The organism is Mucilaginibacter lappiensis (assembly GCF_050433765.1).
GTDB classification, from domain to species: domain Bacteria; phylum Bacteroidota; class Bacteroidia; order Sphingobacteriales; family Sphingobacteriaceae; genus Mucilaginibacter; species Mucilaginibacter lappiensis_A.
On record NZ_JBNPWP010000003.1, the window covers coordinates 335055 to 359018 of the forward strand.

28 protein-coding genes are annotated in these 23964 nt (G+C 41.4%); 13 read left to right on the forward strand and 15 right to left on the reverse strand.

Features of this window, described 5'->3' with window-relative positions; genetic code table 11:
- Window positions 1-64: 64 nt before the first annotated feature.
- Window positions 65-478 carry a Fe-S cluster assembly scaffold IscU gene (gene iscU, locus M2273_RS11590; protein WP_183561102.1) on the reverse strand — a complete coding sequence of 138 codons (414 nt, stop codon included), beginning with the start codon at window positions 476-478 and terminating at the stop codon, window positions 65-67.
- 125 nt (window positions 479-603) lie between these two features.
- Window positions 604-1815 carry an IscS subfamily cysteine desulfurase gene (locus M2273_RS11595; RefSeq protein WP_429396897.1) on the reverse strand — a complete coding sequence of 404 codons (1212 nt, stop codon included), beginning with the start codon at window positions 1813-1815 and terminating at the stop codon, window positions 604-606.
- Window positions 1816-1921: 106 nt separating this feature from the next.
- Here M2273_RS11595 and mce point away from each other — a divergent pair, with 106 nt between their 5' ends.
- The 6 genes from mce to prmA all read left to right on the forward strand — a co-directional run bounded on the left by mce (window position 1922) and on the right by prmA (window position 6329).
- Window positions 1922-2329 carry a methylmalonyl-CoA epimerase gene (gene mce / locus M2273_RS11600; protein ID WP_429396899.1) on the forward strand — a complete coding sequence of 136 codons (408 nt, stop codon included), beginning with the start codon at window positions 1922-1924 and terminating at the stop codon, window positions 2327-2329.
- A gap of 112 nt (window positions 2330-2441) precedes the next feature.
- Complete coding sequence (locus M2273_RS11605; RefSeq protein ID WP_429396900.1) at window positions 2442-2690, forward strand: type B 50S ribosomal protein L31; 249 nt, start codon at window positions 2442-2444, stop codon at window positions 2688-2690.
- Between the two features lie 65 nt (window positions 2691-2755).
- Complete coding sequence (locus M2273_RS11610; protein ID WP_429396902.1) at window positions 2756-3940, forward strand: putative sugar nucleotidyl transferase; 1185 nt, start codon at window positions 2756-2758, stop codon at window positions 3938-3940.
- A 90-nt stretch (window positions 3941-4030) separates the two neighbouring features.
- Entirely contained in the window at window positions 4031-4795 is a 765-nt protein-coding gene (gene tpiA / locus M2273_RS11615; protein WP_429396904.1) for a triose-phosphate isomerase, read from the forward strand.
- 123 nt (window positions 4796-4918) lie between these two features.
- Window positions 4919-5389 (forward strand): hypothetical protein, encoded by a 471-nt coding sequence (locus tag M2273_RS11620; protein WP_429396906.1) that lies wholly within the window; start codon window positions 4919-4921, stop codon window positions 5387-5389.
- Between the two features lie 103 nt (window positions 5390-5492).
- The gene (gene prmA, locus M2273_RS11625; RefSeq protein WP_429396908.1) at window positions 5493-6329 is read left to right on the forward strand and encodes a 50S ribosomal protein L11 methyltransferase; all 837 of its coding nucleotides are present in this window, start codon (window positions 5493-5495) and stop codon (window positions 6327-6329) included.
- Window positions 6330-6454: 125 nt separating this feature from the next.
- On the opposite strand, the gene M2273_RS11630 is transcribed toward prmA, so the two are convergent.
- Together M2273_RS11630 and M2273_RS11635 are read right to left on the reverse strand one after the other, a co-directional pair.
- Window positions 6455-7108, reverse strand: coding sequence for an NAD(P)-dependent oxidoreductase (locus M2273_RS11630; RefSeq protein ID WP_429396909.1), 654 nt, complete (start codon window positions 7106-7108; stop codon window positions 6455-6457).
- Between the two features lie 51 nt (window positions 7109-7159).
- Window positions 7160-7567 carry an Rrf2 family transcriptional regulator gene (locus tag M2273_RS11635; protein WP_429396911.1) on the reverse strand — a complete coding sequence of 136 codons (408 nt, stop codon included), beginning with the start codon at window positions 7565-7567 and terminating at the stop codon, window positions 7160-7162.
- 307 nt (window positions 7568-7874) lie between these two features.
- Here M2273_RS11635 and M2273_RS11640 point away from each other — a divergent pair, with 307 nt between their 5' ends.
- Window positions 7875-8216 carry a helix-turn-helix domain-containing protein gene (locus M2273_RS11640; RefSeq protein WP_076378169.1) on the forward strand — a complete coding sequence of 114 codons (342 nt, stop codon included), beginning with the start codon at window positions 7875-7877 and terminating at the stop codon, window positions 8214-8216.
- 25 nt (window positions 8217-8241) lie between these two features.
- On the opposite strand, the gene M2273_RS11645 is transcribed toward M2273_RS11640, so the two are convergent.
- From M2273_RS11645 to mqnC, 4 genes are all read right to left on the reverse strand, one after another.
- Entirely contained in the window at window positions 8242-9363 is a 1122-nt protein-coding gene (locus M2273_RS11645) for a GNAT family N-acetyltransferase (RefSeq protein ID WP_429396914.1), read from the reverse strand.
- 86 nt (window positions 9364-9449) lie between these two features.
- On the reverse strand, window positions 9450-9650 hold the full coding sequence (locus M2273_RS11650; RefSeq protein ID WP_429396915.1) for a hypothetical protein: 201 nt from the start codon (window positions 9648-9650) through the stop codon (window positions 9450-9452).
- A gap of 138 nt (window positions 9651-9788) precedes the next feature.
- Window positions 9789-10379, reverse strand: a complete 591-nt coding sequence (scpB, locus tag M2273_RS11655) for an SMC-Scp complex subunit ScpB (protein ID WP_429396917.1) — start codon at window positions 10377-10379, stop codon at window positions 9789-9791.
- A gap of 54 nt (window positions 10380-10433) precedes the next feature.
- Entirely contained in the window at window positions 10434-11558 is a 1125-nt protein-coding gene (gene mqnC, locus M2273_RS11660) for a cyclic dehypoxanthinyl futalosine synthase (protein ID WP_429396919.1), read from the reverse strand.
- A 165-nt stretch (window positions 11559-11723) separates the two neighbouring features.
- On the opposite strand from mqnC, the gene M2273_RS11665 reads away from it, so the two are divergent.
- Together M2273_RS11665 and M2273_RS11670 are read left to right on the forward strand one after the other, a co-directional pair.
- Window positions 11724-12146 (forward strand): MarR family winged helix-turn-helix transcriptional regulator, encoded by a 423-nt coding sequence (locus M2273_RS11665; RefSeq protein ID WP_429396921.1) that lies wholly within the window; start codon window positions 11724-11726, stop codon window positions 12144-12146.
- Between the two features lie 42 nt (window positions 12147-12188).
- Entirely contained in the window at window positions 12189-13037 is an 849-nt protein-coding gene (locus M2273_RS11670; RefSeq protein WP_429396923.1) for an alpha/beta fold hydrolase, read from the forward strand.
- A gap of 201 nt (window positions 13038-13238) precedes the next feature.
- Here the strand turns inward: M2273_RS11670 and M2273_RS11675 are convergent, their stop codons facing one another.
- Both M2273_RS11675 and M2273_RS11680 read right to left on the reverse strand, forming a co-directional pair.
- A complete protein-coding gene (locus M2273_RS11675) occupies window positions 13239-13586 on the reverse strand; it encodes a hypothetical protein (RefSeq protein ID WP_429396925.1) in 348 nt (115 codons plus the stop codon).
- Window positions 13587-13734: 148 nt separating this feature from the next.
- On the reverse strand, window positions 13735-15726 hold the full coding sequence (locus tag M2273_RS11680; protein WP_429396927.1) for a M1 family metallopeptidase: 1992 nt from the start codon (window positions 15724-15726) through the stop codon (window positions 13735-13737).
- Between the two features lie 111 nt (window positions 15727-15837).
- Between M2273_RS11680 and M2273_RS11685 the strand changes: the two genes are divergently transcribed.
- From M2273_RS11685 to M2273_RS11700, 4 genes are read left to right on the forward strand one after another with little or no spacing between them, the layout of a single operon-like run.
- The gene (locus M2273_RS11685; RefSeq protein ID WP_429396928.1) at window positions 15838-16587 is read left to right on the forward strand and encodes a prolipoprotein diacylglyceryl transferase; all 750 of its coding nucleotides are present in this window, start codon (window positions 15838-15840) and stop codon (window positions 16585-16587) included.
- Complete coding sequence (locus M2273_RS11690) at window positions 16580-17977, forward strand: radical SAM protein (RefSeq protein WP_429396930.1); 1398 nt, start codon at window positions 16580-16582, stop codon at window positions 17975-17977. Before M2273_RS11685 ends, M2273_RS11690 begins: the two co-directional genes overlap by 8 nt.
- On the forward strand, window positions 17977-18312 hold the full coding sequence (locus M2273_RS11695) for a hypothetical protein (RefSeq protein ID WP_429396932.1): 336 nt from the start codon (window positions 17977-17979) through the stop codon (window positions 18310-18312). The genes M2273_RS11690 and M2273_RS11695 overlap by 1 nt, the downstream gene beginning before the upstream one ends.
- Window positions 18313-18316: 4 nt before the next feature.
- A complete protein-coding gene (locus M2273_RS11700) occupies window positions 18317-18586 on the forward strand; it encodes a hypothetical protein (RefSeq protein WP_429396933.1) in 270 nt (89 codons plus the stop codon).
- A gap of 161 nt (window positions 18587-18747) precedes the next feature.
- On the opposite strand, the gene M2273_RS11705 is transcribed toward M2273_RS11700, so the two are convergent.
- The 5 genes from M2273_RS11705 to M2273_RS11725 form a co-directional block, all read right to left on the reverse strand.
- Window positions 18748-19677: an exopolyphosphatase gene (locus tag M2273_RS11705; RefSeq protein ID WP_429396935.1), complete on the reverse strand. Its 930-nt coding sequence runs from the start codon at window positions 19675-19677 to the stop codon at window positions 18748-18750.
- Window positions 19678-19751: 74 nt separating this feature from the next.
- Window positions 19752-21002 (reverse strand): ABC transporter permease, encoded by a 1251-nt coding sequence (locus M2273_RS11710; RefSeq protein ID WP_429396937.1) that lies wholly within the window; start codon window positions 21000-21002, stop codon window positions 19752-19754.
- A gap of 3 nt (window positions 21003-21005) precedes the next feature.
- Window positions 21006-21914: an ABC transporter ATP-binding protein gene (locus tag M2273_RS11715; RefSeq protein ID WP_429396939.1), complete on the reverse strand. Its 909-nt coding sequence runs from the start codon at window positions 21912-21914 to the stop codon at window positions 21006-21008.
- A 110-nt stretch (window positions 21915-22024) separates the two neighbouring features.
- Window positions 22025-22687 (reverse strand): hypothetical protein, encoded by a 663-nt coding sequence (locus tag M2273_RS11720; protein ID WP_429396941.1) that lies wholly within the window; start codon window positions 22685-22687, stop codon window positions 22025-22027.
- A 93-nt stretch (window positions 22688-22780) separates the two neighbouring features.
- Complete coding sequence (locus M2273_RS11725; protein WP_429396943.1) at window positions 22781-23932, reverse strand: exo-alpha-sialidase; 1152 nt, start codon at window positions 23930-23932, stop codon at window positions 22781-22783.
- Window positions 23933-23964: the final 32 nt, after the last annotated feature.

Consider the following 23964-nt stretch of genomic DNA (forward strand, 5'->3'; position numbering starts at 1 on the left):
AGATTTTAAATCAAAATTAGTACCAACTATATCTTGATACTAACTACTTGATACTTGCTACCAATTAATGGTGTACTTTTTCGCTTGCAATTGGCTCTAAGCCATTTTTTACGCGGAAATCATTAATTGCTGCTTTAATAGCATCCTCTGCCAACACTGAGCAGTGAATTTTTACTGGTGGCAGCGCAAGTTCTTCAACGATATCCATGTTGTCGATCTTCATGGCATCGTCAATGCTTTTGCCTTTTAACCACTCGGTAGCCAATGATGAAGAAGCGATTGCTGAACCGCATCCAAAAGTTTTAAATTTTGCATCAGTGATAACATTGTTATCATCAACCTGAATTTGTAAACGCATTACGTCGCCGCACTCAGGTGCACCTACCAAACCGGTACCAACTTTGTGGCTGCTTTTATCCAAAGTGCCTACATTGCGGGGATTAGTATAGTGGTCAATTACTTTATCTGAATATGCCATTTTTAAAGTTATTAGTCTTAAGTTATAAGTTCTGAGTCTCGAAAACAATCTAAACTCTAATTTTTAATTCTATATAAATTTTGTGTCAGATCCGAAATCGAAATTCCGAAATCCAGCATCAAAAATTAATGTTCTGCCCACTCAATGGAGTTAAGGTCAATGCCTTCTTTAAACATTTCCCAAAGCGGTGATAGTTCGCGTAAATGGGTAACCGACTGCTTAGTTACTTTTATAGCGTAATCAACTTCTTCTTCGGTAGTGAACCTGCCTAAACCAAAACGGATAGACGAGTGTGCCAGATCGTCTGATAAGCCTAAGCTTTTCAGTACGTATGATGGCTCCAATGAAGCTGAAGTACAGGCCGAACCTGATGATACAGCCAAATCTTTCATAGCCATCATTAAACCTTCGCCTTCAACATATTTAAATGATATGTTAGCTACATGTGGCAAGCGGTGTTCAACGTTACCGTTTACATAGCTTTCTTCCAGCACAGTTAATTCTGATTGTAATTTATCACGTAAAACCGACAAGCGTTTTGCTTCGCTTTCCATTTCTAAACCACAAAGTTCACAGGCTTTACCTAAGCCAACAATGCCAGGCACGTTCAATGTACCTGAACGCATACCGCGTTCGTGGCCACCACCGTCCATTTGTGCGGTTACTTTTACCCTTGGTCCTTTACGCCTAACGTATAATGCGCCAACGCCTTTAGGGCCATATATTTTGTGTGCCGATAATGCCAGCAGGTCAATACCATCGGCATTTACATCAACCGGTATTTTACCAACCGCCTGTACAGCATCTGTCATAAACAAAGCACCATATTTGTGCGCAATGGCAGATATTTCTCTGATGGGCTGTACAACACCAATTTCATTATTACCATACATAACCGATACTAAAATAGTATCAGTGGTCATTGCTTGTTCTAAAACAGCAAGATCAACCAAACCATCTTCTTTAACCGGAAGATAAGTAACCTTGCCTCCCAGTTTTTCTACGTGTTTACAGGCATCAAGCACTGCTTTATGCTCTGTAACCGTGGTGATGATGTGGTTACCTTTATCTTTATACATTTCAAATACACCCTTAATAGCAAGGTTATCTGACTCAGTAGCACCTGATGTAAAAATGATCTCCTTATCAGATGCGCCTATTAATTTGGCTACCTGCTCACGTGCATAATCAACACCCTCTTCGGCCACCCATCCAAAAGGATGGTTACGGCTGGCTGCATTACCGAATTTTTCGTTAAAATAAGGTAACATAGCCTCAAGTACCCGTGGATCCATGGGTGTTGTTGCATTATTATCTAAATAAATTGGGATGTTCATATTCTAAAATGTATTAATAAAACAAAGATACGCAAGTTTTTATTTAAAATCGTTCAAAACAAAGCGTAAATTATCAAAGCTGACTATTAATTTACAATATTTGGACATGAATAAAGTAGAGCATATAGGTATTGCCGTAAGCAGTATAAAAATTGCCGGTGATATATATGAAAAACTATTAAATACCACCATCTACAAAACCGAACTGGTAGAACAGGAGGGCGTGGAGACCGCTTTTTTGCAAACCGGCCCCAATAAAATTGAATTGCTGCAAGCCCTTCATGATGATAGCCCTATTGCCAAATTTATAGCTAAAAAAGGGGAGGGGATACACCATGTTGCTTTTGAAGTAGATGATATTGAAGCCGAAATGCTGCGTTTAAAACAGGAAGGATTTGTATTACTAAGCGATAAACCCAAGCCCGGTGCCGATAACAAATTAGTGTGCTTTGTGCACCCCAAAAGCGCCAATGGGGTTTTGATTGAGCTGTGCCAAAGCATGAATAAGGGCTGATTTTATGATATTTACGTGGTGGAAAACTTTTTACTTTTGATTTTTTACTTTTGACTTTTTTTATTACATTTGCGCCTCTTTTAGAAGGAATAGAAGAAAAAGTTTATATATAATGAAAAAAGATCTGCATCCATCAAACTATAGATTAGTTGTTTTTAAAGATATGTCAAATGACTATTCTTTCATGACTAAATCATGCATCGATACACGTGAAACCATTAAATGGGAAGACGGTAACGAGTATCCATTGATCAAATTAGAAATTTCGCATACATCGCACCCTTTTTACACCGGTAAAATGAAACTGGTTGATACTGCAGGTCGTATCGATAAATTCCGTACACGTTACAACAAGAAATAATTACTTGTTTAATTAAATATTTATAAGTCTCGGTTGTACAGCCGGGACTTTTTTTATTTTTGCGCATGGCTATTATCCTTTTTGACGATAACGCACACCAAACTCTGCTTCCGCTTACTTATACCCGGCCCGTGGCCGATTTGCGCATAGGTATACTTACCATAGCCGAAAAGTGGACTAAATATTTAAACAAGGATCATTCTTTTCATACCCTTGATTACTTACAGGCCAAGTTCCCCGTAAAAATAGAAGAAGACAACTTATTCATAAACGGAGCAGTTTGTCCTGACGAAGGCTTGTTAGAGGCTATTGACAAACTGCAAATGGGCCAGGCCCTTAAATATAATGATCAATTATTGGCCGTAAGGTTAAACCAAACCGATGCAGGCAATTTTGACACACAGGCCAACTTTAGCACCGTTGTTAACTATCCCGGCTTGTTTGTATCCCTATTTTACCCGGAGGATATTTTCAGGAACAATGATGCGGAGCTGCGTAAGGACTTTGCTTTAATTACCAAAGGCCGTACAAGTGCAACTATAAGCACAACCAATACCATTATAGGCAGTGATTTTTTTGCTGAAGAAGGGGCTGTAGCCGAATGTTCGACATTTAACACCACCAACGGGCCAATATATTTAGCCGGCAATACCGAAATTTGGGAAGGTACCCACATCCGCGGAGCGTTTGCCATTTGTGAGCATTCACAGGTGAAAATGGGAGCGAAAATATACGGAGCCACTACTATTGGTCCATACTCGCGTGTTGGCGGCGAAATAAACAACGCGGTGATCTGGGGCTATTCATCTAAAGGGCATGAGGGGTATTTGGGCAATTCTGTACTGGGCGAGTGGTGCAATATAGGTGCCGACTCAAATAACTCCAATCTTAAAAATAATTATTCGAATGTTAGGCTGTGGGATTATAGCACCCAGTGTTTCCGTAATACAGGCTTACAGTTTTGCGGCTTAATTATGGCCGATCATGCCAAATGCGGTATCAATACCATGTTCAATACCGGTACAGTAGTAGGCGTAAGCGCCAATGTTTTTGGTTCGGGCTTTCCGCGTCATTTTGTGCCCGATTTTGCATGGGGCGGTGCGCAGGGGTTTGAAGTATATGCGATCAATAAGATGTTTGAAACCGCCGAAAAGGTTTTTGACCGTCGCGACCACCGTGTATTTGGTGAAACAGAACAAAACTTACTACTAAAGATATTTGAATTAACAGAGGAGTATAGAAGATTTTAGTGAGTAGTTATTGGTTGATTGTGTAGTTAAAACGCGCTCAATCAACAAACAACCACTCACCACATTAACATAATTACTAAAATAAAAATCATGAGAAAAAAAATTGTTGCCGGAAACTGGAAAATGAACCTTGACTATAACGAAGGTTTAGGTGTATTTTCTGAGATCATCAATATGGTAAAAGATGAGGCAACCGGAACACAGGAAGTAGTTGTTTGCAGTCCTTTTATACACATCCATAGCCTGGTTCAAATGGCAAAAGGTTATCATAAAGTTGCAGTAGGTGCACAAAACGCCCACCAGGCCGAATCAGGCGCATACACAGGCGAAACATCTGCAAAAATGATCAAATCTGTTGGAGCTGCTTACGTGATCATTGGCCACTCAGAGCGTCGCCAGTATTTTGGCGAAAACAATGAATTGCTGGCAAAAAAAACCGATACCGTTTTAAAGCATGATCTGCACCCAATTTTTTGCATTGGCGAAACCCTGCAGGAGCGCGAAGCCAATCAGCATTTTGATGTGATAAGAACGCAGCTTGTTGAAGGTGTTTTTCATTTAGATGCCCCCCAGTTTGCAAAGTTGGTTTTAGCTTATGAGCCGGTTTGGGCCATAGGTACAGGTGTAACCGCATCATCGGCCCAGGCACAGGAAATACATGAGTTTATCCGTAAAGAAATAGCTGCAAAATACAATCAGGAAGTTGCAGATAATACCACCATTTTATACGGCGGTAGTTGCAATCCTAAAAACGCGGCCGAATTATTTGCCCAGCCAGATATTGATGGCGGACTAATTGGCGGCGCTTCCCTTAAATCGCGCGATTTTGTTGATATTATAAAAGCATTTAATTAGTTAGATTTGAGATGTGAGATTTGAGATAAAACATCACATTGCTTAGAAATACAAACAGAAACAGCCATCCGCTGTTAAGTTTAAAAAAACTCAAATCTCACATCTCAATACTCATATCTAACCATGAGGAAGCTATTAAAGGTTCTGTTACCGGTTTTAATTGATTTTGGCATCTTCGGGATAGTGGTTAAGTATAATATGCCCGATCATCCCATGAAGCTGATAGAGATTGGTAATGGTGACCTGTACAGTTTAATGGCCTACTTTCATCTTTTTTGGCTTTTATTGCTTGCTGTGGGAATTTTAACCCAATACCTGATCATTGTACCTTTATGGGATAATAAAGCCGTAAAAAGCCTAAAGGCCCGCGTAATTATAGGGATATGCATTGCGGTAATTTGCGTAGCATTTGCAGGCGCTATCAGTTATATTATATGGGACCCCACCGAAGGCCGGGAACCTTTACTCAGTTTTTGGTGGTACCTTTCTGAAATACAGCTTGTTTATTGGGTAGTTACCTTTATCATATTGTATCTGATGGATAGGCATAAATTTGTAAAAGCCACATCTGAAGAACTTGAAAGCGCTGTATAATTAACGTCATGCCGAACTTGTTTCGGCATCCCACATGCAGACCAACTGTCCTGAGAGATCCTGAAACAAGTTCAGGATGACTTTATTAGTTATCTATTTAACAATGAATTATTACGAACTACTTTTTACCACCATCACTACCGAAGATTACCAGCAGGACCTGCTGATCAACGCTTTGGGCGAGATTGGTTTTGATACTTTTGAAGAACTGGAATTTGGCTTTAAAGCATATATTCCTACTGATGATTTTGATGAGGAAAAACTGAAGGCGCAATTATTGCCTTACCAGGAGATGTTCACTTTTAGTTATGAGGTAACGCTTATTCCGCAAAAAAACTGGAACGAGGTATGGGAAAGTAATTTTGAACCGATTGAGATAAGTGATAAAATATATGTAAGGGCAACTTTTCACCCAGCCAAACCAGAGTTTCCTTATGAAATAGTGATCGACCCTAAAATGGCCTTTGGCACCGGGCATCATCAAACCACATCCATGATGCTGCAGTTGATGCTGGAAAATAATTTTGAAGGCAAAAAGATATTGGATATGGGTTGCGGTACAGGTATTTTAGCCATTATGGCAGCCAAATTGAATGCTGCCGAAATTACCGCCATTGATTATGACCCGGTATGTTTTGATAGCACCATTGAAAACTCGGCACTTAACCATATTGAAAACATCATACCACTGTGCGGTTCAAAAGAGGTGATCCCTAATGAACAGTATGATATTATAGTGGCCAATATTAACCGCAACATACTGCTCGATCAAATGGAGCGTTATGCCGAAGTGCTGAAACCTGATGGAGAGATCTATTTCAGCGGTTTTTATGAATCGCCCGATCTTGATATTATTACTGATGCCGCTCGTACCTATGGCCTAAAGTACATTATTCATAAGAAGACTAATGAGTGGGTGGCGGCTAAGTTTATAAAATAAATTGTCTGAACCGAGATTAAGCGGATTAACGGATTATCATGATTTTTGGATTATTATAACGTTTGTTAGTTGAAAATTTCAATCCCAAAAATCCTTTAATCCGCTTAATCCCGGTTCAGACAAAATTAATAACCCACTGTAAACCTTCTCTTGATAAACTGGTTGTTCTCCAGTTCATCGATGATCGCTACTGCCAGGTCTTCAATAAGAATAAAGTTCTCGCCTTTTTCATTAAACACAGGCTGATCTGTACCTAAGCGGAATTTTCCGGTACGTTTGCCATGGGCATCGGGGTGCATATTAATAGCAGGGCTTAAGAAAGTCCAGTCCAGTTCTTCTTCTTTCTTTAAAATGTTCAGATAATCGCGGGCTGCAGTAGCACCGGGTTTATAAGCCGCTGGAAAATCAGGCGAATCTACCAGTTGAACACCAGGAGCAATCTCTAAACTACCGGCGCCACCAATAACCAGCAGGCGCTTAACTCCCGCTTGTTTAACCGCTTTTTGAATAGCTTCAGAACCTGCTATAAAATCGGCATAAATATTCGGGTTTGTCCAGCCGGAGTTATAAGCGCTTACTACGGCATCGTGGCCGGTAAGTATACCCGCTAAATGGTCAACATCAAATACGTCGGCAGCTTTAACTGAGAGTTTATCGTTGGTAATATCCAGTTTTTCAGGGTTACGGGCAATGGCGGTTACTTCATGACCGCGTTGCAATGCTTCGTTTAAAATAGTTTTGCCTACATTTCCGGTGGCGCCTATCAGTGCAATTTTCATAATTTATTTGTTTAATGTAATTAAATTTGTTACAGTTTTAAGTAAAATTTTTTATTTGAATTTCTGGCTAAAATCAGCCAGGGTAATGGTGCTTAGTTTATTGATAATGGCTGCATCCACCTCATCGGCTATGGCATTAAGATGCTGGTTGATCTGCCGGCCAACAGGGCATTGCGGGTTGGGCATGTTTTTGGCCTGGCCCAAAGCCGGGTGGTGCTTAACCGCTTTATATACATCGCTGAAAATTATTTTTTGCGGGGGCAAACCCAGCGAATACCCGCCTGTCTTCCCTTCCTTACTGTTAATTAAACCATAATTGCGCAGGTTACGAATCTCTTTACGTACCAGTACCGGATTAATGTTAATGCTACCTGCAATGTACTCAGATGATAAAAGTTCACCGGGCGCATGGTCAAGCAGTGTAAGTATGTGGATAGCTATTTGAAATTGCCCGTTCATCTGTAATTAAAAATGTTACAGTACAAATATGAATTTAAATTTTTATTTTACAAATTCTTTTAATTTAGCAGGGCTTTAAATTACGTTTTGATGATAAACAGGCTGATTTAATTGTGAGTTAATGCGTTAGGGTAGTGGCAATTAAAAGAGGTATTTTTCGGACTAACGGCTATACAAACGCAAATTGTTTTCCTTATGTTCAATTTTAAATAAAAAATTATGCAAATTAGTTGATAATTAGCGTAATAATAAATAATATTGCAAAGTAATTAACTTTCGCGAAACCTAAATACTATTATTAAATCACATGAAAACACTTGGAAAAAAAATCAGATTATTACGTCATCAAAAAGGGTGGAGCCAGGAGGATGTTGCAAAACGATTAGATATTTCTATTCCCGCTTTTTCGAAGATCGAAACAGGGATAACAGATATTAATTTATCGAGACTTGAGCAAATAGCAACTTTATTCGAAATGTCAGTAGTACAGCTGCTAACATTTAATGATGCTGAGCAGGACCAGAAATTTGTTAATGAATTAGAAACTGTTAACAAACGCCTTATGGACCGTGAAACAGAAGTAATTGATCTGCAAAAAAAGGTAATTGAATTATTTGAAGAGCTAAGGCACTCAAAAGCAACTGCATAAATTTGGGGCCCGGCTTAAACCGGGCTTATTTAAAAACATAGCGCATTGTTAAATGCTTTTTCCCAAAGGTGGCCCCTACAGCGCTATGTATGGCAATCATTTTCTCATTAAAATCTCCAACCCAGGATAATTCAAGTTCATCATATTGCTTTAAAGGCAAAACATATTCCTTAAGCTTTATGAATATAGCCGATTCGAGCCCGTGTTTTTGATATTTTTGTTTAGTACCCATTACTATTGCTCGCATTCGTGATACACCTTTCCACCTGTAATATACAAATTTGAGCTTCCCGATGATATTAAGCTTTCCGTTAAGTGGTTTTAGCATTTGATTGGCATCAGGCAATATAATAATGAATGATGCCGGTTCCTGATCTATGTAGGCAAACCAGATGAGTTTTTCGTCCATCAGGGGTTTCATCTTTTCAAAGCTCTCGGCTATGGTAGCATGGGTTATAGGCACAAAATTTTCAAAATCCTTCCAGGCATCATTGTAGATCTCTATAAAATCGGCCGCGAACTTTTCCATTTCCTTTATCCGGAAGTGTTTAAGCTCGTATCCCGGTTTTTGAATTACCCAATTGGCAATTTTGGTGAACCGTTCTGAAAACGGCTTGTGTACATCCAGGTGATTAGTGATCTGCTCGTAAAGGGTTTTAAAACCATAATCCTCAAAAAAGGCTTTGTAATAAGGCGGGTTATAATTCATGCCGTAGGAGGGATGGGTAAAGCCCTCAACCAACAAGCCCCAAAAGTTATCGTTCTCGCCAAAATTAATAGGGCCATCCATGGCTTGCATGCCATTGTCTTGCAACCATTTTTTGGCGGTATTAAACAACAGGAAAGCCGCCTCTTTATTATTAATGCATTCAAAAAAGCCCATGCCGCCGGTTGGCTGCTCATAATGATAAGCTTTTTTATTGTTGATAAATGCCGCAACCCGGCCAATCAACTGGTTGTTATCATCAGTAAGTATCCAGCGGATGCATTTACCATCCTGATGAAAATTATTTTTAGCCGGATCAAATACTGCTTCCACATCATTATCAAGCGGGCAAACCCAGGTTTTATCATCTTTGTAAATAATACGGGCTACGTTTAAAAATGCTTTTTTTGATGCTCTATCTGTTACTTCTGTTATGATCATGAATGCTTACTGGGATGGCTAAATATGAAAAAAAGCATTCAGTGGCATACTGAATGCTTTTAAAAATTAGCTATGTATCTTAAAAATTAATAATCGTCGTCGTCGTCATCGTCAAATGATTCGTAACCTCTGCCCAGATCATCATCTAAAGGGCCATCAAAATCATCCTCATCCTCATCAACTACTTTTTTCTTAGTTTTTGGGTCAAGTAATAGATCATCATCGTCTTCGTTTTCATCTTCTGAATTGTCGATCTTCTTAGTGGTCGGTTTTTTTGGCGCTCCCATTTTAACGGATTTTATTTGTCAAACTTTATCAATGTAATTTAAATCAGTTTAAAAGTATTAAATTTTTTAGCTACTTCCTTTATCTAATTCAGTAGTAAAAATAATTAAAATCATTTTTATTAAAAATATCTTTTAAAATTATTCTGTTTGTTCGCCAATGGTAACAGAATTAGTCGTAAAGTCCTTAATTTGAGGTAATTCCTCAATACTGTTTATGCCAAAATAATCCATAAACATGCTGCTGGTACCATATAAAATAGGTTTTCCGAGCGCTTCCGACTTCCCAATAATTGCAATTAACTCCTTTTCGAGCAGTTTTTGTATCGAGTAATCGCAGTTTACGCCGCGTATTTGTTCAACATCAGTTTTGGTTACCGGTTGCTTGTACGCAATAATTGCCAATGTTTCTAAAGCTGCCTGGCTCAGTCTTTTTTTAGAGCGTTGTAACTGTAATAAATTAATAACCGGATGGTACTTCTTTTTTGTGAAAAACTGGTAGCCATTGCCAATCTTTACCAGTTCAATAGCAAGGTTATCGTCATTATACTTGTGTGTAATAGCCGTTATGCATTCGGTTACTTCCTGGGCAGTAAAATCGCGTTCAAACGCGGCTTGCAGGCAGTACATGATCTCTTCCATGCGAATGCCCTGCTCCGACGCGAAAATTAATGCCTCTATATAATGCTCAGTATTGTCCATGCGAAAGTTAGTCTGAAGTCTTGAGTTCAAAGTCTAAAGTATTAACAAATTTCGACTTAAGGCTCAAGACTTCGGACTTCTAACTTAATAATTTATAACCTGTTCTTCAATTTCGGCGGGGATATCGCGCCAGTCGTATTTCTGGGTGCGTAGCTGCGGTTCAAAACCGGCTTCAATGATTGATTCCTGGATGCCTTTGGCGGTAAACCGATGTGGTGCACCAGCAGCCGATACTACGTTTTCTTCGATCATGATAGAGCCAAAGTCATTAGCCCCGGCATGCAAACATAGCTGGGCCACTTGTTTACCAACGGTAAGCCATGATGCCTGGATGTTCTTGATATTAGGCAGCATGATACGGCTCAGGGCTATCATACGGATGTATTCATCGCCGGTAACGTTGTTGGTGATGCCCCTTACTTTACGTAAAAGAGTGCCATCATCCTGAAAAGGCCAGGGTATAAAGGCTACAAAACCATAAGCGCCTTCTGGTTTTTCGGCCTGTACCTCACGGATCCAAACCAGGTGCTCAAAACGTTCTTCAATGGTTTCAATATGACCAAACATCATGGTGGCCGAGCTTGGCAGGTTAAGCTGGTGAGCGGCACGCATTACATCAAGCCATTCTTTACCACCGCATTTGCCTTTTGATATCAGGCGGCGTACGCGGTCGTTCAGTATCTCGGCGCCTGCGCCTGGTAATGAATCAAGACCGGCTTCCTGCATTGCCCTTAATACATCAATATGAGCCATGCCTTCCAGTTTGGCTACGTGCGCAACCTCCGGTGGACCTAATGAGTGTAGTTTTAACTTTGGATATAACTGTTTCAGCTCCCTGAACAGGTCGGTATAAAATTTAAGACCAAGGTCAGGATGATGACCGCCCTGCAACAGCAACTGATCGCCGCCATATCGGAAAGTTTCCTCGATCTTCTTTTTATAAGTTTCAATATCAGTGATGTAACTATCCTCGTGGCCGGGCCTGCGAAAAAAGTTACAGAACTTACAATTGGCTATACATACATTGGTCGTGTTAACATTACGGTCAATCTGCCAGGTAACCTTGCCATGCGGAACCTGCTTTTTACGCAGTTCGTTGGCGGTGTACATCAAATCGGCAGTAGGGGTATTGTTATACAGGTAAACCCCTTCATCCTGGGTTAAAAAATCAAACCGCAAAGCGCGTTGCAACAGATCGGCTGTGTTCATTTAACAAAGATAAAGCTTTAGGTTATTAATAGTTTAATGTGAAGGGTAAGATTGACAAATTAATGAGGGAGTCAAATTATTGGTGAATCCTTAAAAAGAAATATTTTACCATTTAGTCTTAATTAGTTAATATTACATGGTTAATATTAATTAGTTAAAATTAGAATGAACGACAAACCCGAATATTGGCTGCACCGCCTGGTGATGCAGATGGACCGCGTGGCAGATAAGTTGCTTTTGGAAAACGTAGGCATGTCATACAAACGCTGTCAGGTTTTGGCCGTTCTGCAACATTGCGGAACCATTACACAGCATGAGTTGGCAGTTAAATTAGGGCATAGCGACCCCGCAGTAAGCAAAATGCTGATAGAACTATCTAAAGATGAACTTATTACCGTCAAAATCGATCCGAAGCATGCCCGTAAACGCCTGGTTACGCTTACCGCCAAGGGCGATGAAATCACCACCAAAGGCACCATGATGCTTAACGCGCACTTTAGCGGGGTGATAAAAAAGGCCGAAGTTGACGCGGTTCAGTATGCCGAACTTACCAAAAAGCTATTCGACGCCCAGGTTACCATGAGCTAAAACAGGCAAACCAAGTTTGATGATCCATTAATAACAAATTCCATGATTACCACTCATATCAACACGCCTCATTATCAAAATAGGGTTACCTCGAACGACGGTACAAGCATCAGTTATTACACCATGGGCAGCGGCCCTGGTCTTATCCTGGTACACGGCGCGCTTTCGATGGCCGCAGACTATAATACTATGGCTGAGTGCCTGGGAAAAGATTTTACGGTTTACGCGATAGACCGCCGAGGGCGTGGTTTGAGCGGTCCGCAGGGTAAGGATTACAGCATTATTAAAGAATGTGAGGATGTGGCCGCTTTACAAAAAAAGGTAAATGCCAAATATCTGTTTGGTCATAGTTATGGCGGTTTGGTGGTGCTTGAAACCGCGCGCAATAATCAAGACTTTAAAAGGATAGCCGTTTATGAACCGGGTGTATCTGTTGACGGGGCGATATCCATGAGTTGGATGCCGGCATATCAAAAATTCTTGTCAGTAGAGAAATACCTTGACGCATTTGCTGCTTTTTCCATAAGTGCAGGGCCAGAAAAGGCTCAAAAGCTGCCGCCTTGGTTGATGAAGATCATGCTGCGGATATTTATCAAACGTAAAGAGCGTCAACAATTATATGGTTTACTCCCTGCTAATTTGCTTGAACATATTGAGGTGGGCAATCAAAACAATACTTACCCCAACTACCGTGAGGTGCAGGCTGATGTACTGCTGATGCATGGCGGCAAAAGCGGACTCAGATACGTAAGCAAAGCTATCGAAGCTTTGACCAAAGTATTACCGTCATCGCAGGTTAAAGAATTTCCTAAGCTTGACCACTTTGGCCCGGATAATACCGCACCCGCAGAAGTGGCGCAGGCCGTGCGGGATTACTTTTTAAAGGGTTGACTTTCTGCGGATATTTAAACGTTTGGGGTAATGGTTGGGTCAATTTCTTTACTCATTGTCATTTCGATCGGAGGGAGAAATCTTATACGATTTAACATATCCAGCGTATAAGATCTCTCCTCGTACCTCGTTCGAGATGACACACGTTAATTCAGTAACCTGTCAACTCAAGCTAAGACGCTTGAACCGGCAAAACCATTTCTATGATATTACTTTATGCCATATCATCGCGATAAATATACTTGATAAGAGGGGCACAAATATATATGCTACGCAAATCAGTTTTTCAGTTTTCTTACGATCAATAGATTTATATCGCTCATAAATACGATCATATTTTCTGTCCCTGATGAAAAAAAAGTAATGCATGTAAAAAAAGAGAAAGGCAATCAATACAATTTCGATTTTTGAGACAGAAGGGAAGTTTTCGTTTAATACATAAAAGTAAAAAATCTCAAAAATAACTCCTGCCCAGCCCAAGCTTCCAGCTATCATCAAGCCCAATGCATCAAACCAGGATGTTTTGTTCTTTTTATTTTTACCATCCAAATACTGGGTACTATAAATGCAGTAAAATATATAATTCATTTATTTTGAATATGGCTACATAATTGTCCGAAGTCGGAGACTTCGGACAGCGTGTTAAAAGCAATAATCCTGGCAATCTCAAAATCCAATGAATCCCGGTTCAGACAAATTACTTCACTTTCAACGTATTATTCTTCCTGTTCAAATCGGGCAAAGCATTATCCGGGTCAACGGTTACGCTTTCTGCTTCCTGGGTAGCCGGAAGAGTAAGGGTGATCTGTTTATGCTGCAGCCAGGTTTCAACCGGCAGGTAAGTGCGGTTTTTGCTGCCATCTTTGTATTTTACCTCTACAGTAAAAGGCATGGGTAGCTGTTCTTTATTTACCACAGTAATACTTACGCCTTTAGCGCCTTTATTATCTACCTGTTTAGCGTCTATCAGGGCAAGGTCAAGCGTCCAGTTGTTGTAGAACCAGCCTTTCCAAAACCAGCTCAAATCTTCGCCTGCACCATTCTCCATCGATCTGAAAAAATCATCGGGCTGCGGATGTTTGTATGCCCATTTATTGATATAATTACGGAAAGCGTAGTCGAACTTGTCTTTACCTAAAATTTGCTCGCGCAGCAAAACCATTCCAAATGCAGGTTTAAAATAGGTGAGGGGGTGACGGTATTTTTCGGCAATGGCATCAGGCGCGGTCATAATAGTTGGTGAACCCGGATCGGTTATCGATGGGATGATCTCCTCGGCAGGGTTACCGCCACCGGGAGCGTATTCTCCATCGCGTTTAGGGGCATACTCGCCTTTGTTAAAAGCATCAGAGGCATACACATCAATAAAAGTGTTAAAGCCTTCGTCCATCCAGGCAAAGCGGCGCTCGTCAGATCCAACGATCATCGGGAACCAGTTGTGACCAATTTCATGGGCGGTTACCCAGTAAAGCTCGCTGCCTTTGTCGGTAATACCATCAAACACAATACCGGGATATTCCATACCGCCGGCTATGCCAGCCTCGTTAACAGCAACAGGATAGGGGTAAACAAACCATTTCTCCGAAAAATATTCTATGGATTTTTTCAAATACTCCGTAGCCCTGCCCCAGGCATCATTACCATAACTTTCGGCCGGATAAACAGACATGGCCAGCGATTTTTTACCATCGGGCAGGTTTACCCTCGCGGCATCCCATATATAAGCTTTTGATGCGCCAAAAGCCACATCGCGTGTGTTGAACATTTTAAAGTGCCAGGTAAGGGTGCCTTTTTGCACAGGGCGACTTGCCGGATCATTTACCTCGGCCAGGTCGCGGATCATGATCGTTTTATCGCTGTTGCGGGCGGCGTTAAGACGGGTTATTTGTTTGGCTGTCAATACATCCTGCGGGTTCACTAACTCGCCTGAGCCGGCTACAATCATGTCCCAGGGCACATTTACGCTGTAGTCAATATCGCCATAGTCTAAATAAAACTCGCCGCTGCCCAAAAATGGCAGGGTATCCCAACCGCGACTGTCGTCATACACACACATACGCGGAAACCATTGTGCAATTTCATAGATCTTGCCGTTTTTGGTATCTACATAATCCGTACGACCGCCAAAAGCGCCGGGAATGGTATAATGGTATTTAATTTTTAAACGTACCTGGCCTTTGTTGGGTAACACAGCCTTTGGCAGCCTAACCTGCATACGCGTATCGGTTATCACAAATTTTACGGGCTTAACCACGCCGCCTTCATCCACCGCAACCGACTCGATCTGGTAACCGTTGGTATGCTGATCTGGCTTTGGCGCAAAGCCTGTAACAAAGTTGGAGCGGGCATCTTTTTTATAAGTATTCTGATCCATCTGCAGCCACAGGTATTGCAGCTCATCAGGACTATTGTTGATATAATCAATGGTTTCGGTACCGCTGATGGTTTTGCTAACGGTATCCAGCTTAACATTTAGCTGGTAGTTGGCGCGGTTTTGCCAGTATTTTGGGCCGGGATTGCCATTAGCCGCATGGAAATCATTGCCTTTTTCGGTATAAAACTGGGGCGAAAACGCAGCGGCCGGGTTATAGTTTGAAGTAGTATCATCAGGATTGACCTTTCTTTTTTGCGCTTGAGCGGTGATCGCTAATAATGCAAGTAAGCCAAAGCCAGTAAATTTTAATTTCATAGAGCGTATTTAAGCTCACAATATACAAAGGATGGTGGTAAATTTTATTTTACTTTAAAAAAGATACAGAGGATTGGTACATTGCCTGTATAACTAATACGCTATATAACCTTGCACTTCCCTGTAAATATTCCTATAGGCAAATCATCCATTCCGGTACATTTTGTGTGCGAAACACTGGCTTACTTTTTGGGCTACAGGTATTATGCCTGGCTGCGTAAACAAAGTGCAGATAAAATAACCGACCATAACCGGCTTATTATTTTCATCGGTGCGGCATTTGGGGCGTTTGTTGGCTCGCATGTAGTTGGTGTGCTGGAAAACCCTACTTTGCTGTCGCAGTTCGGTATTATTTATTTTATGGGTAATAAAACCATAGTTGGCGGTATGCTGGGTGGTTTAATTGGGGTAGAGCTTACCAAGAAACAAATAGGCGTAACTGTATCATCTGGCGATCTGATGGTTTACCCGCTGATACTGGCTATGGTGATAGGACGTACCGGATGTTTCCTTGCCGGCCTGGAGGATGGAACCTACGGCATTGCTTCCAACCTTCCCTGGGCCATTGATTTTGGTGATGGTACCCGCAGGCACCCCACCAATTTGTACGAGATATTATTTTGGCTGTTGCTTTGGATAGGGCTGAAAGCTTTTGAAAAACAAAATCCTTTTGTTGATGGCGCAAGGTTTAAACTGTTTATGGTGAGTTACCTGCTGTTTAGGCTTTTTGTGGAATTTATTAAGCCCGATTACTTTTTCGGCTTTGGCCTGTCGGTAATTCAATTGGTTTGTATCGCGGGTATTTTGTATTATTATAAAGTATTTCTATATCCATCAAAACTAACCAAACCCCATGCCTGAACGCCCGTATATATATTATGATTTTACGCTGAGCATTTGCTCCACTTGTTTGCGCAGGGTAGACGCTAAAATAGTTTTTGAGGATGATAAGGTTTACATGCTTAAAAATTGCCGCCAGCATGGTTTTGAAAAGGTGCTGATAGCCACCGATATAGAATACTATAAAAATTGCCGCAACTATGCCAAGCGCAGCGAAATGCCGCTTAAATTTAACGCTAAAACACATTATGGCTGTCCGTATGATTGCGGCCTGTGCCAGGATCATGAACAGCATTCCTGCCTTACCGTGCTTGAGATTACAGATCGGTGTAATTTAAGCTGCCCAACCTGTTATGCCATGTCGTCGCCCACTTATGGCCGCCACCGCACCCTGCAGGAAATTGAGCAGATGCTGGATGTAATTGTGGAAAATGAAGGCCAGCCAGATGTGGTACAGATAAGCGGGGGCGAGCCTACCGTGCACCCGCAGTTTTTTGAGATCCTGGATATTGCCAAAACCAAGCCCATTAAACACCTCATGGTAAACACCAACGGCATCAGGATAGCCAAGGATGAGCAATTTGTGAAACGCCTGGCTACCTACATGCCCGATTTTGAAATATACCTGCAGTTTGATTCTTTTAAGAAAGAAGCGCTTGAGCAACTTAGGGGCGAGGATCTGCGCGAGGTAAGGATCAAGGCTATTGAGCATTTAAATAAATATAATTTGTCGACCACGCTGGTGGTTACCCTGCAAAAGGGTTTAAATACCGATGAAATAGGGAAGATAATTGAATACGCGTTGAAACAACCCAGTGTACGTGGGGTAACTTTTCAGCCAACACAGCAGGCTGGCCGCCTGGAGAATTTTAATGAAAAAACCGACCGTTATACCCTGACAGAGGTACGAACCGCTATACTGGAACAAACTAACATATTTAATAAGAACGACCTGATCCCCGTACCATGTAATCCCGACGCGCTGGTAATGGGTTACGCCCTTAAACTGGGCGGCGAGGTGATCCCCTTAACCCGCATGATAAACCCGGATGACCTGCTGGATAATTCTCGCAACACCATTGTATATGAGCAGGACGAACGGTTGAAAGGGCATTTGCTCAATATGTTCAGCACCGGTAATTCGGTTGATAAGGCAAAGGAGCATCTGCATTCGCTTTTATGCTGCCTGCCGGAGATTGACGCACCAAGTCTGAGTTATGATAACCTGTTCAGGGTGATCATTATGCAGTTTATTGACGCGCAGAACTTTGATGTGCGCGCCATTAAAAAATCATGCGTGCATATTGTAAACAAGGATATGCAGATCATCCCGTTTGAAACCATGAACATTTTTTACCGTGACGATAAACGGGAATACCTGGAACAATTACGAAACGAAATACCTGTATAATGGAAGATAACAAAGACGAAAGCCCTTCGCCCGCCGATGAAAATCCCGGAGGTATAAAGAACATTCCCATAAAGGAACAAAATAAAAGTTATGCCGGGATGAAAATTGTGGGTATAAATATTCTTATACTGGCAATTTATGCCGTACTATGTTCAATTGATTCCGGTGGCGGGGACATTATATTTGATGCTTTTTTAATATTGATCCATGTAGTTGTTTGTATTATTATGGCTATAGTAAAACGAAGCTGGATGTGGCTCCTGAGTGCATTACTTGTTTTGGTTATAGGGTTTTCAACCTGCGTATCGTTCGGGAGCCTGGGGAATATGCATTAATAATATGGGAGAACCACAGAAAAACAATTCCGACTCCAATACTAAAATGATTATTGTGGGTATTAACCTTTTGGTGCTCATTGCCTATACAATTTACTGGCGGGTATTCAATAATGAAGAGTTGATTATATTAGTAGAGGCAATTTTTATTGCATTTCAAGTTGCATTTTGTTTGATAATGGCAATTTTTGTTTATCGTAAAGAATTGTTATTAAGTGCACTTGTTGTTTTACTCATTGGCTTTTCATCATGTTGGGTTGTTTTTACTCATTAATCCAGCATTTCATTGGCCAGTTCAAGCGTCCTCCGCTTGAACTTATACAAGTGTGAGCTCCACGCTCACAGAATAATATTTGAAGTAAGCGTGGACGCTTAACCAAGACTTTATTCAAGCGTGGACGCTTGAATAGGCAGGTATAAAATAAATAGGATATTTTAACCATCCAGCATCCCCGCCAAAACCCCTTCTTTTAATGAGTTGGTACACATCAGTACTTTGTGGATTTCGAGCTTATGCATAATGAACCGGGTAATAAGCGAGGCCACCACGATCATATCAACCCTGACAGGTATAATGGCTTTATTGGCAGCTCGTTGCAGGTGGGTTGATTGGACGAATTTATTGGTCTGGGTTAACAGTTCTTCTTCATCAAAGCTGTAGTTTTTGGTGGTTTTCAGATCAAAGGGGTTGCCCTTTTCTGTTTCGATAACTTCGGCAAAGGTTTCAAACGCGCCTGATGAGCCTATTAAGGTATCAACCTGATGTCCTGTAACAGCGCTGAACAAATCGGGTAAACTATCTTCCAAATACAGGTTTAGCGCTTCAATTGATGCCGGGGGGATAGGATCAGTACGGTGAAAAAGGTCCATTAAGCGGGCCGCGCCAATTTCAAAGCTCTGTTTCCAGATGATGTTATCGACATTGCCTAAAATAAACTCCACGCTACCGCCTCCAATATCCATAATGAGCGAGTTTTGGTCAGATAAACAACCGCTGATCTTTACGCCCTTATAAATAAGGCCAGCCTCCTGCTCGCCGTTGATGATCTCGATGCCTATACCTGTTTTAGCTTTTACCTCATTAATAAAATCGTTGCCGTTTGATGCGCTGCGCAGGGCCGATGTAGCTATAGCCCGTATCTCCTGTACCTGGTTTGCTTTGATCTGGTCCTGAAACTGTTGCATAGTTTTTATTCCGCGCTCAAAAGCCTCGGGTAAAATATACCCTTTGTTAATGCCGCCTTCGCCCAGTTTTACGGCTTCGTGGTAGTGTACAATTTCGTGATAGTTATTCACAGTGCCCTCGGCAATTAATAAATGGAAGGTATTGGTACCAAGGTCCATTATGGCAACGCGTTTAGTCATGCATCTAAAATAAATAATCCCCGAAATTGTTTAAATATTCCGGGGATTTATATATTTATTTTGAAGGTTGCCAGTTACTCTTTATAAAAGAACCATTTGCCGAGTTCTTTAAAACTTGCTTTTTTGCCGTACATTAAAACACCAACCCTGTAAATGCGTGCTGCAACCCAGGTTGTGAATAAAAAGCCGGCTACCATCATAAACATGGATAATGCCAGTTGCCAGCCAGGCACACCAAAAGGTATCCTGACCATCATAGCCACAGGCGATGTAAATGGTATAATGGAAAGCCACACAGCCAAAGCGCTATCGGGCGCCCGGAATAAAACGGACACTGACAGTATGTAAGTGAAAAACAACGGTAACGTAATTGGGAACATAAACTGCTGTGTTTCTGTCTCGCTGTCAACAGCCGAGCCTACCGCTGCAAATAAGGCGCTGTACAGCAGGTAGCCACTAAGAAAATAGAACAGGAAACAACCCAGGATATATCCAAACGGTATGGTTTGCAGTACTGCAAGAGCACCCATCATTGATCCTTGTGGTGAATTAAATGCCTCACCGGCTATTTTGGTTGATATTACAGATAAAATTATCCAGGCGCCAAATTGCGTTAATCCTACCAGACCAACGCCAATTATTTTACCCAGCATGAGTTGAAAGGGCTTAACTGATGATATGATCACTTCAATAATACGGCTTGTTTTTTCTTCAATAACACCTCGCATTACCTGTGCCCCATAAATAAACAGGGATATGTAAATCAATATGGCACAAGCAATGCCTACGGCCATATTGGGACCTACATTGGCATCTTTGGCGCCGGTATCGGTAAGTTCAACCGCATTTACAGCTATATTACTCTTGATAGACTTAACAATGACGGGATCAATATGGTGCTGAAGCATACTATTATTAACAGCAATATCATTCATTTGCCTCCCTATTTCGTCGGTAATGAGTAGGGACGGTTTCTTTTTTGAAAATACTTTAACGACGTTCTTTTTATCATAATCAGCCGGAATAGATAATATCAGCAAGCTTTCGTTGGTTTTGGCGGCCACTTGCAATTGTTCCAGGGATGCTTTGACCGGCTTAAACTTAATGTTTTTTACATCGTGAAATTTATCGGAAAAAATGTTGCTTTCATCAACCACATTAACAACCTGCTCGCTGCTTAATTTATCACTGTCCTTAGCTACCAATGCAATAATAGCGCCCATAGCAAATATCAGCAATGGTACCACAAAGATCATCACTATGAATGATCTCTTCCTGACACGGGTAAGGTATTCGCGCTGTATAATGAGTAATACTTTGTTCATGGCTTAAGGAATCAGGTTTACTTTTTCAATAAATATTTCGTTCATGCTCGGTATCACTTCCTGCAACATGTTGATTCGGGTTTGAGGAATGAGGTATTGCAGCACATCGTTGGAGTTGTGGTTGCCATTGAGCCTGATGCGGATGGTATGCCTGTCATCGTCAGAAATGGTTTCACCAATAATGTCAAAAGGCTGTGAGCCGTTAAAGTTTAACTGCTGCCCGGTATACTCAATCAGGTAGGTATCATTGCGGTAGGAGTTGCGGATGTGCTTCACCTTGCCATCGAGTATTTTCTCTGATTTATGAATAAGGGCAATGGAATCACAAAGCTCCTCTACCGATTCCATGCGGTGGGTTGAGAACAGGATAGTAGCGCCTTTACGGTTAAGCTCCAGGATCTCGTCCTTGATCACCTCGGCATTCACCGGGTCGAAACCGCTGAATGGTTCATCGAGGATAATCAGGTCGGGCTCATGCAGTACGGTGGCCACAAACTGGGCCTTTTGCTGCATCCCTTTTGAAAGTTCCTCTATCTTTTTTTTCCACCAACCTTCAATGCCCAACTTTTCGAACCAGTATTTCAGGCGTTTATTGGCTTCGTCGCGGCTCAGGCCTTTCAGGCGGGCCAGGTATATCATTTGCTCGCCGATCTCCATTTTTTTGTACAAGCCGCGTTCCTCGGGTAAATAGCCAATACGTTCAATATGTGATTGGTTGAGCTTTTGTCCGTCAAAATAGATCTCGCCCGAGTCTGGCGCGGTTATCTGGTTTACGATACGTATAAGTGAGGTTTTACCGGCACCGTTTGGTCCTAAAAGTCCAAATATTTGTCCGCTTTCAACCTCTAAACTTACATCATTTAACGCCCGGTGACCGGCGTATTGTTTAACAATATGGCGTATGCTTAGCATGTATAAAGGTTACAATAGTTAATTGATTTATGCTTTAGATACAGGTCATGGCGAAATGTTACATCAACTATCAAGCATTGAAGATTTATGCTTCACAAATTCTAAAGGGTTTATTTCTCCTCTGAATTTCCTTCATACCCAGCAAAAAAAGGATCTTTCTTAGCTGGTCCTTCTGCATAGTTAAGCCGTTCCTGCATTTGATTTAATATAATAATTACCGCTATTAATGTAAGTATGTCAGCTATGCCTAAAAATGTATACATATGGCGTATAGTATCCACAGGAGGTTTAACAATCATGGATTTTATTACTGCTGAAATATAAACCGGTGCAACCATCATGAGTATACAGGTTACGAGTGATGCTACCCCGAAAAACGCAAATGAAGGCTTAAGGATAGGGTCTTGCATCTTAGTTAACTGAATAGCTAAATATAATAATACGCAAAAGCGTGCTATTTCCATGATCGCGTAGTAGTAATAGGACTTAAGGAACAGACCCAATGTCATGCCTAATACAAAACTAACCAACTCAAATCCAATAAAAATCTTAAATGCAATAAGCACAGAATTGCTTTCTCCCAGGAATTTCAGAATGCCAAACAGGTAAACTACAATAGCAATAAAAGTAATCAGGGATAAGCTTGTGAACAAGTATCGGGCATAATTTCCGGTTATCTTATCATTTAAATCCAAATACAAGAAAACTATTAGAATAGCAATTTTTATAAAAGCAATTAAGGTAATGAAGCGGATTGATTTAAGGTTTATCATCAGGTTACGGTTTAAACGGCAATTTATAAACTAACTATTGGGGAAACAAAAAGTCCGGGATTGTTATAGTGCCGGACTTTTGTATAGTGACTATTAGCGAAGCTGTTTTAAGCTGAATCTTAAAGTTTCAATGGCCTCTTTTTGCCGGGATATGATCACATACATATAGCCATTATAAATGATGGTATGCGAATAGCCATATTGGCCGCCTTTCCAAAGTCCTTCTTTTTTAAGGTGGTACAATTCATCGGCTATAATATAGTTTTTATCGAAAGCTTCGCCGTTTCTGGAAAGTGATAAAACCAGGGGATTGCGGTCATAATGGTGCAGGGTATCGGGGATACCCACGTAATAAAACTGTTTATCAGGTAAGCGGCCAAAATGAAACTTGCTGTCGTTGTCAGAAAAAGCAGCCTCCGTGGGGCGCGACCACTTTTCGCCATTGTCCTTGCTTTCGGTAAGCCAAAGATGACCCTTCCATCCCTTGCCGGTTACACGCAATAGCATGTGCAATACATTGTCATCCGTTTGAAAAAATGAACCTTCGCACAATGGCGGCAGGCCCAATTTGGCAGCCGGGGCATAAAAGGCGGCAGAATTGTCCTGTGTGTATAGTGAATCGGGGTAAAAGCTGCTCAGTTTCCAGCCTGAGATACCGCGAGGGTCATCGGTATAAGGAAACAGGAAATTACCGCTGATGATGAGCCGGCCGCTTTTAATAGCTTCGGGCCCGTGATTGGGGATCAGTGGTACGTGCATATCTATAGCATTGCTCCAGTGCAGGCCATCGGTGCTGGTTTTTGCCCACAGGTGGGTGTTTTGACGATGCTTGGTGTATTCGCCGTAATAGGCTACCAGTGTACCTCTGTATTGATATAAACCAGCCGCCGTAAGTACGGTTAGGGTATCATTAACTTTTACCGGGGATGCCAGTACCTGGGGTTTCGACCAATGCACAAAATCGGTCGAGGTAGCATACACCACCCGCTGGCCCGGCGAATCCTCATCAATTAAACCGTTGCTCCATATCGCTATAAACTTGTCCTTAAAACGAATGATGGACGGATGATGATTATACAGCCATTCCTTATCCGGCGAGTAGATCATATTCCGCTCAATTTTTAGATGAGGCACACCCGCTTCTGTTTGGTAATTGTTGCGGATGGATGGGGTTTGGGCTGAAAGCTGGCTGTAAATGAAAAATAATAGAGCTATGCTGAGTATTGATTTGATGTGGGTATGCATGTTATCAATAATAAGCATTATAGCAAATCAAT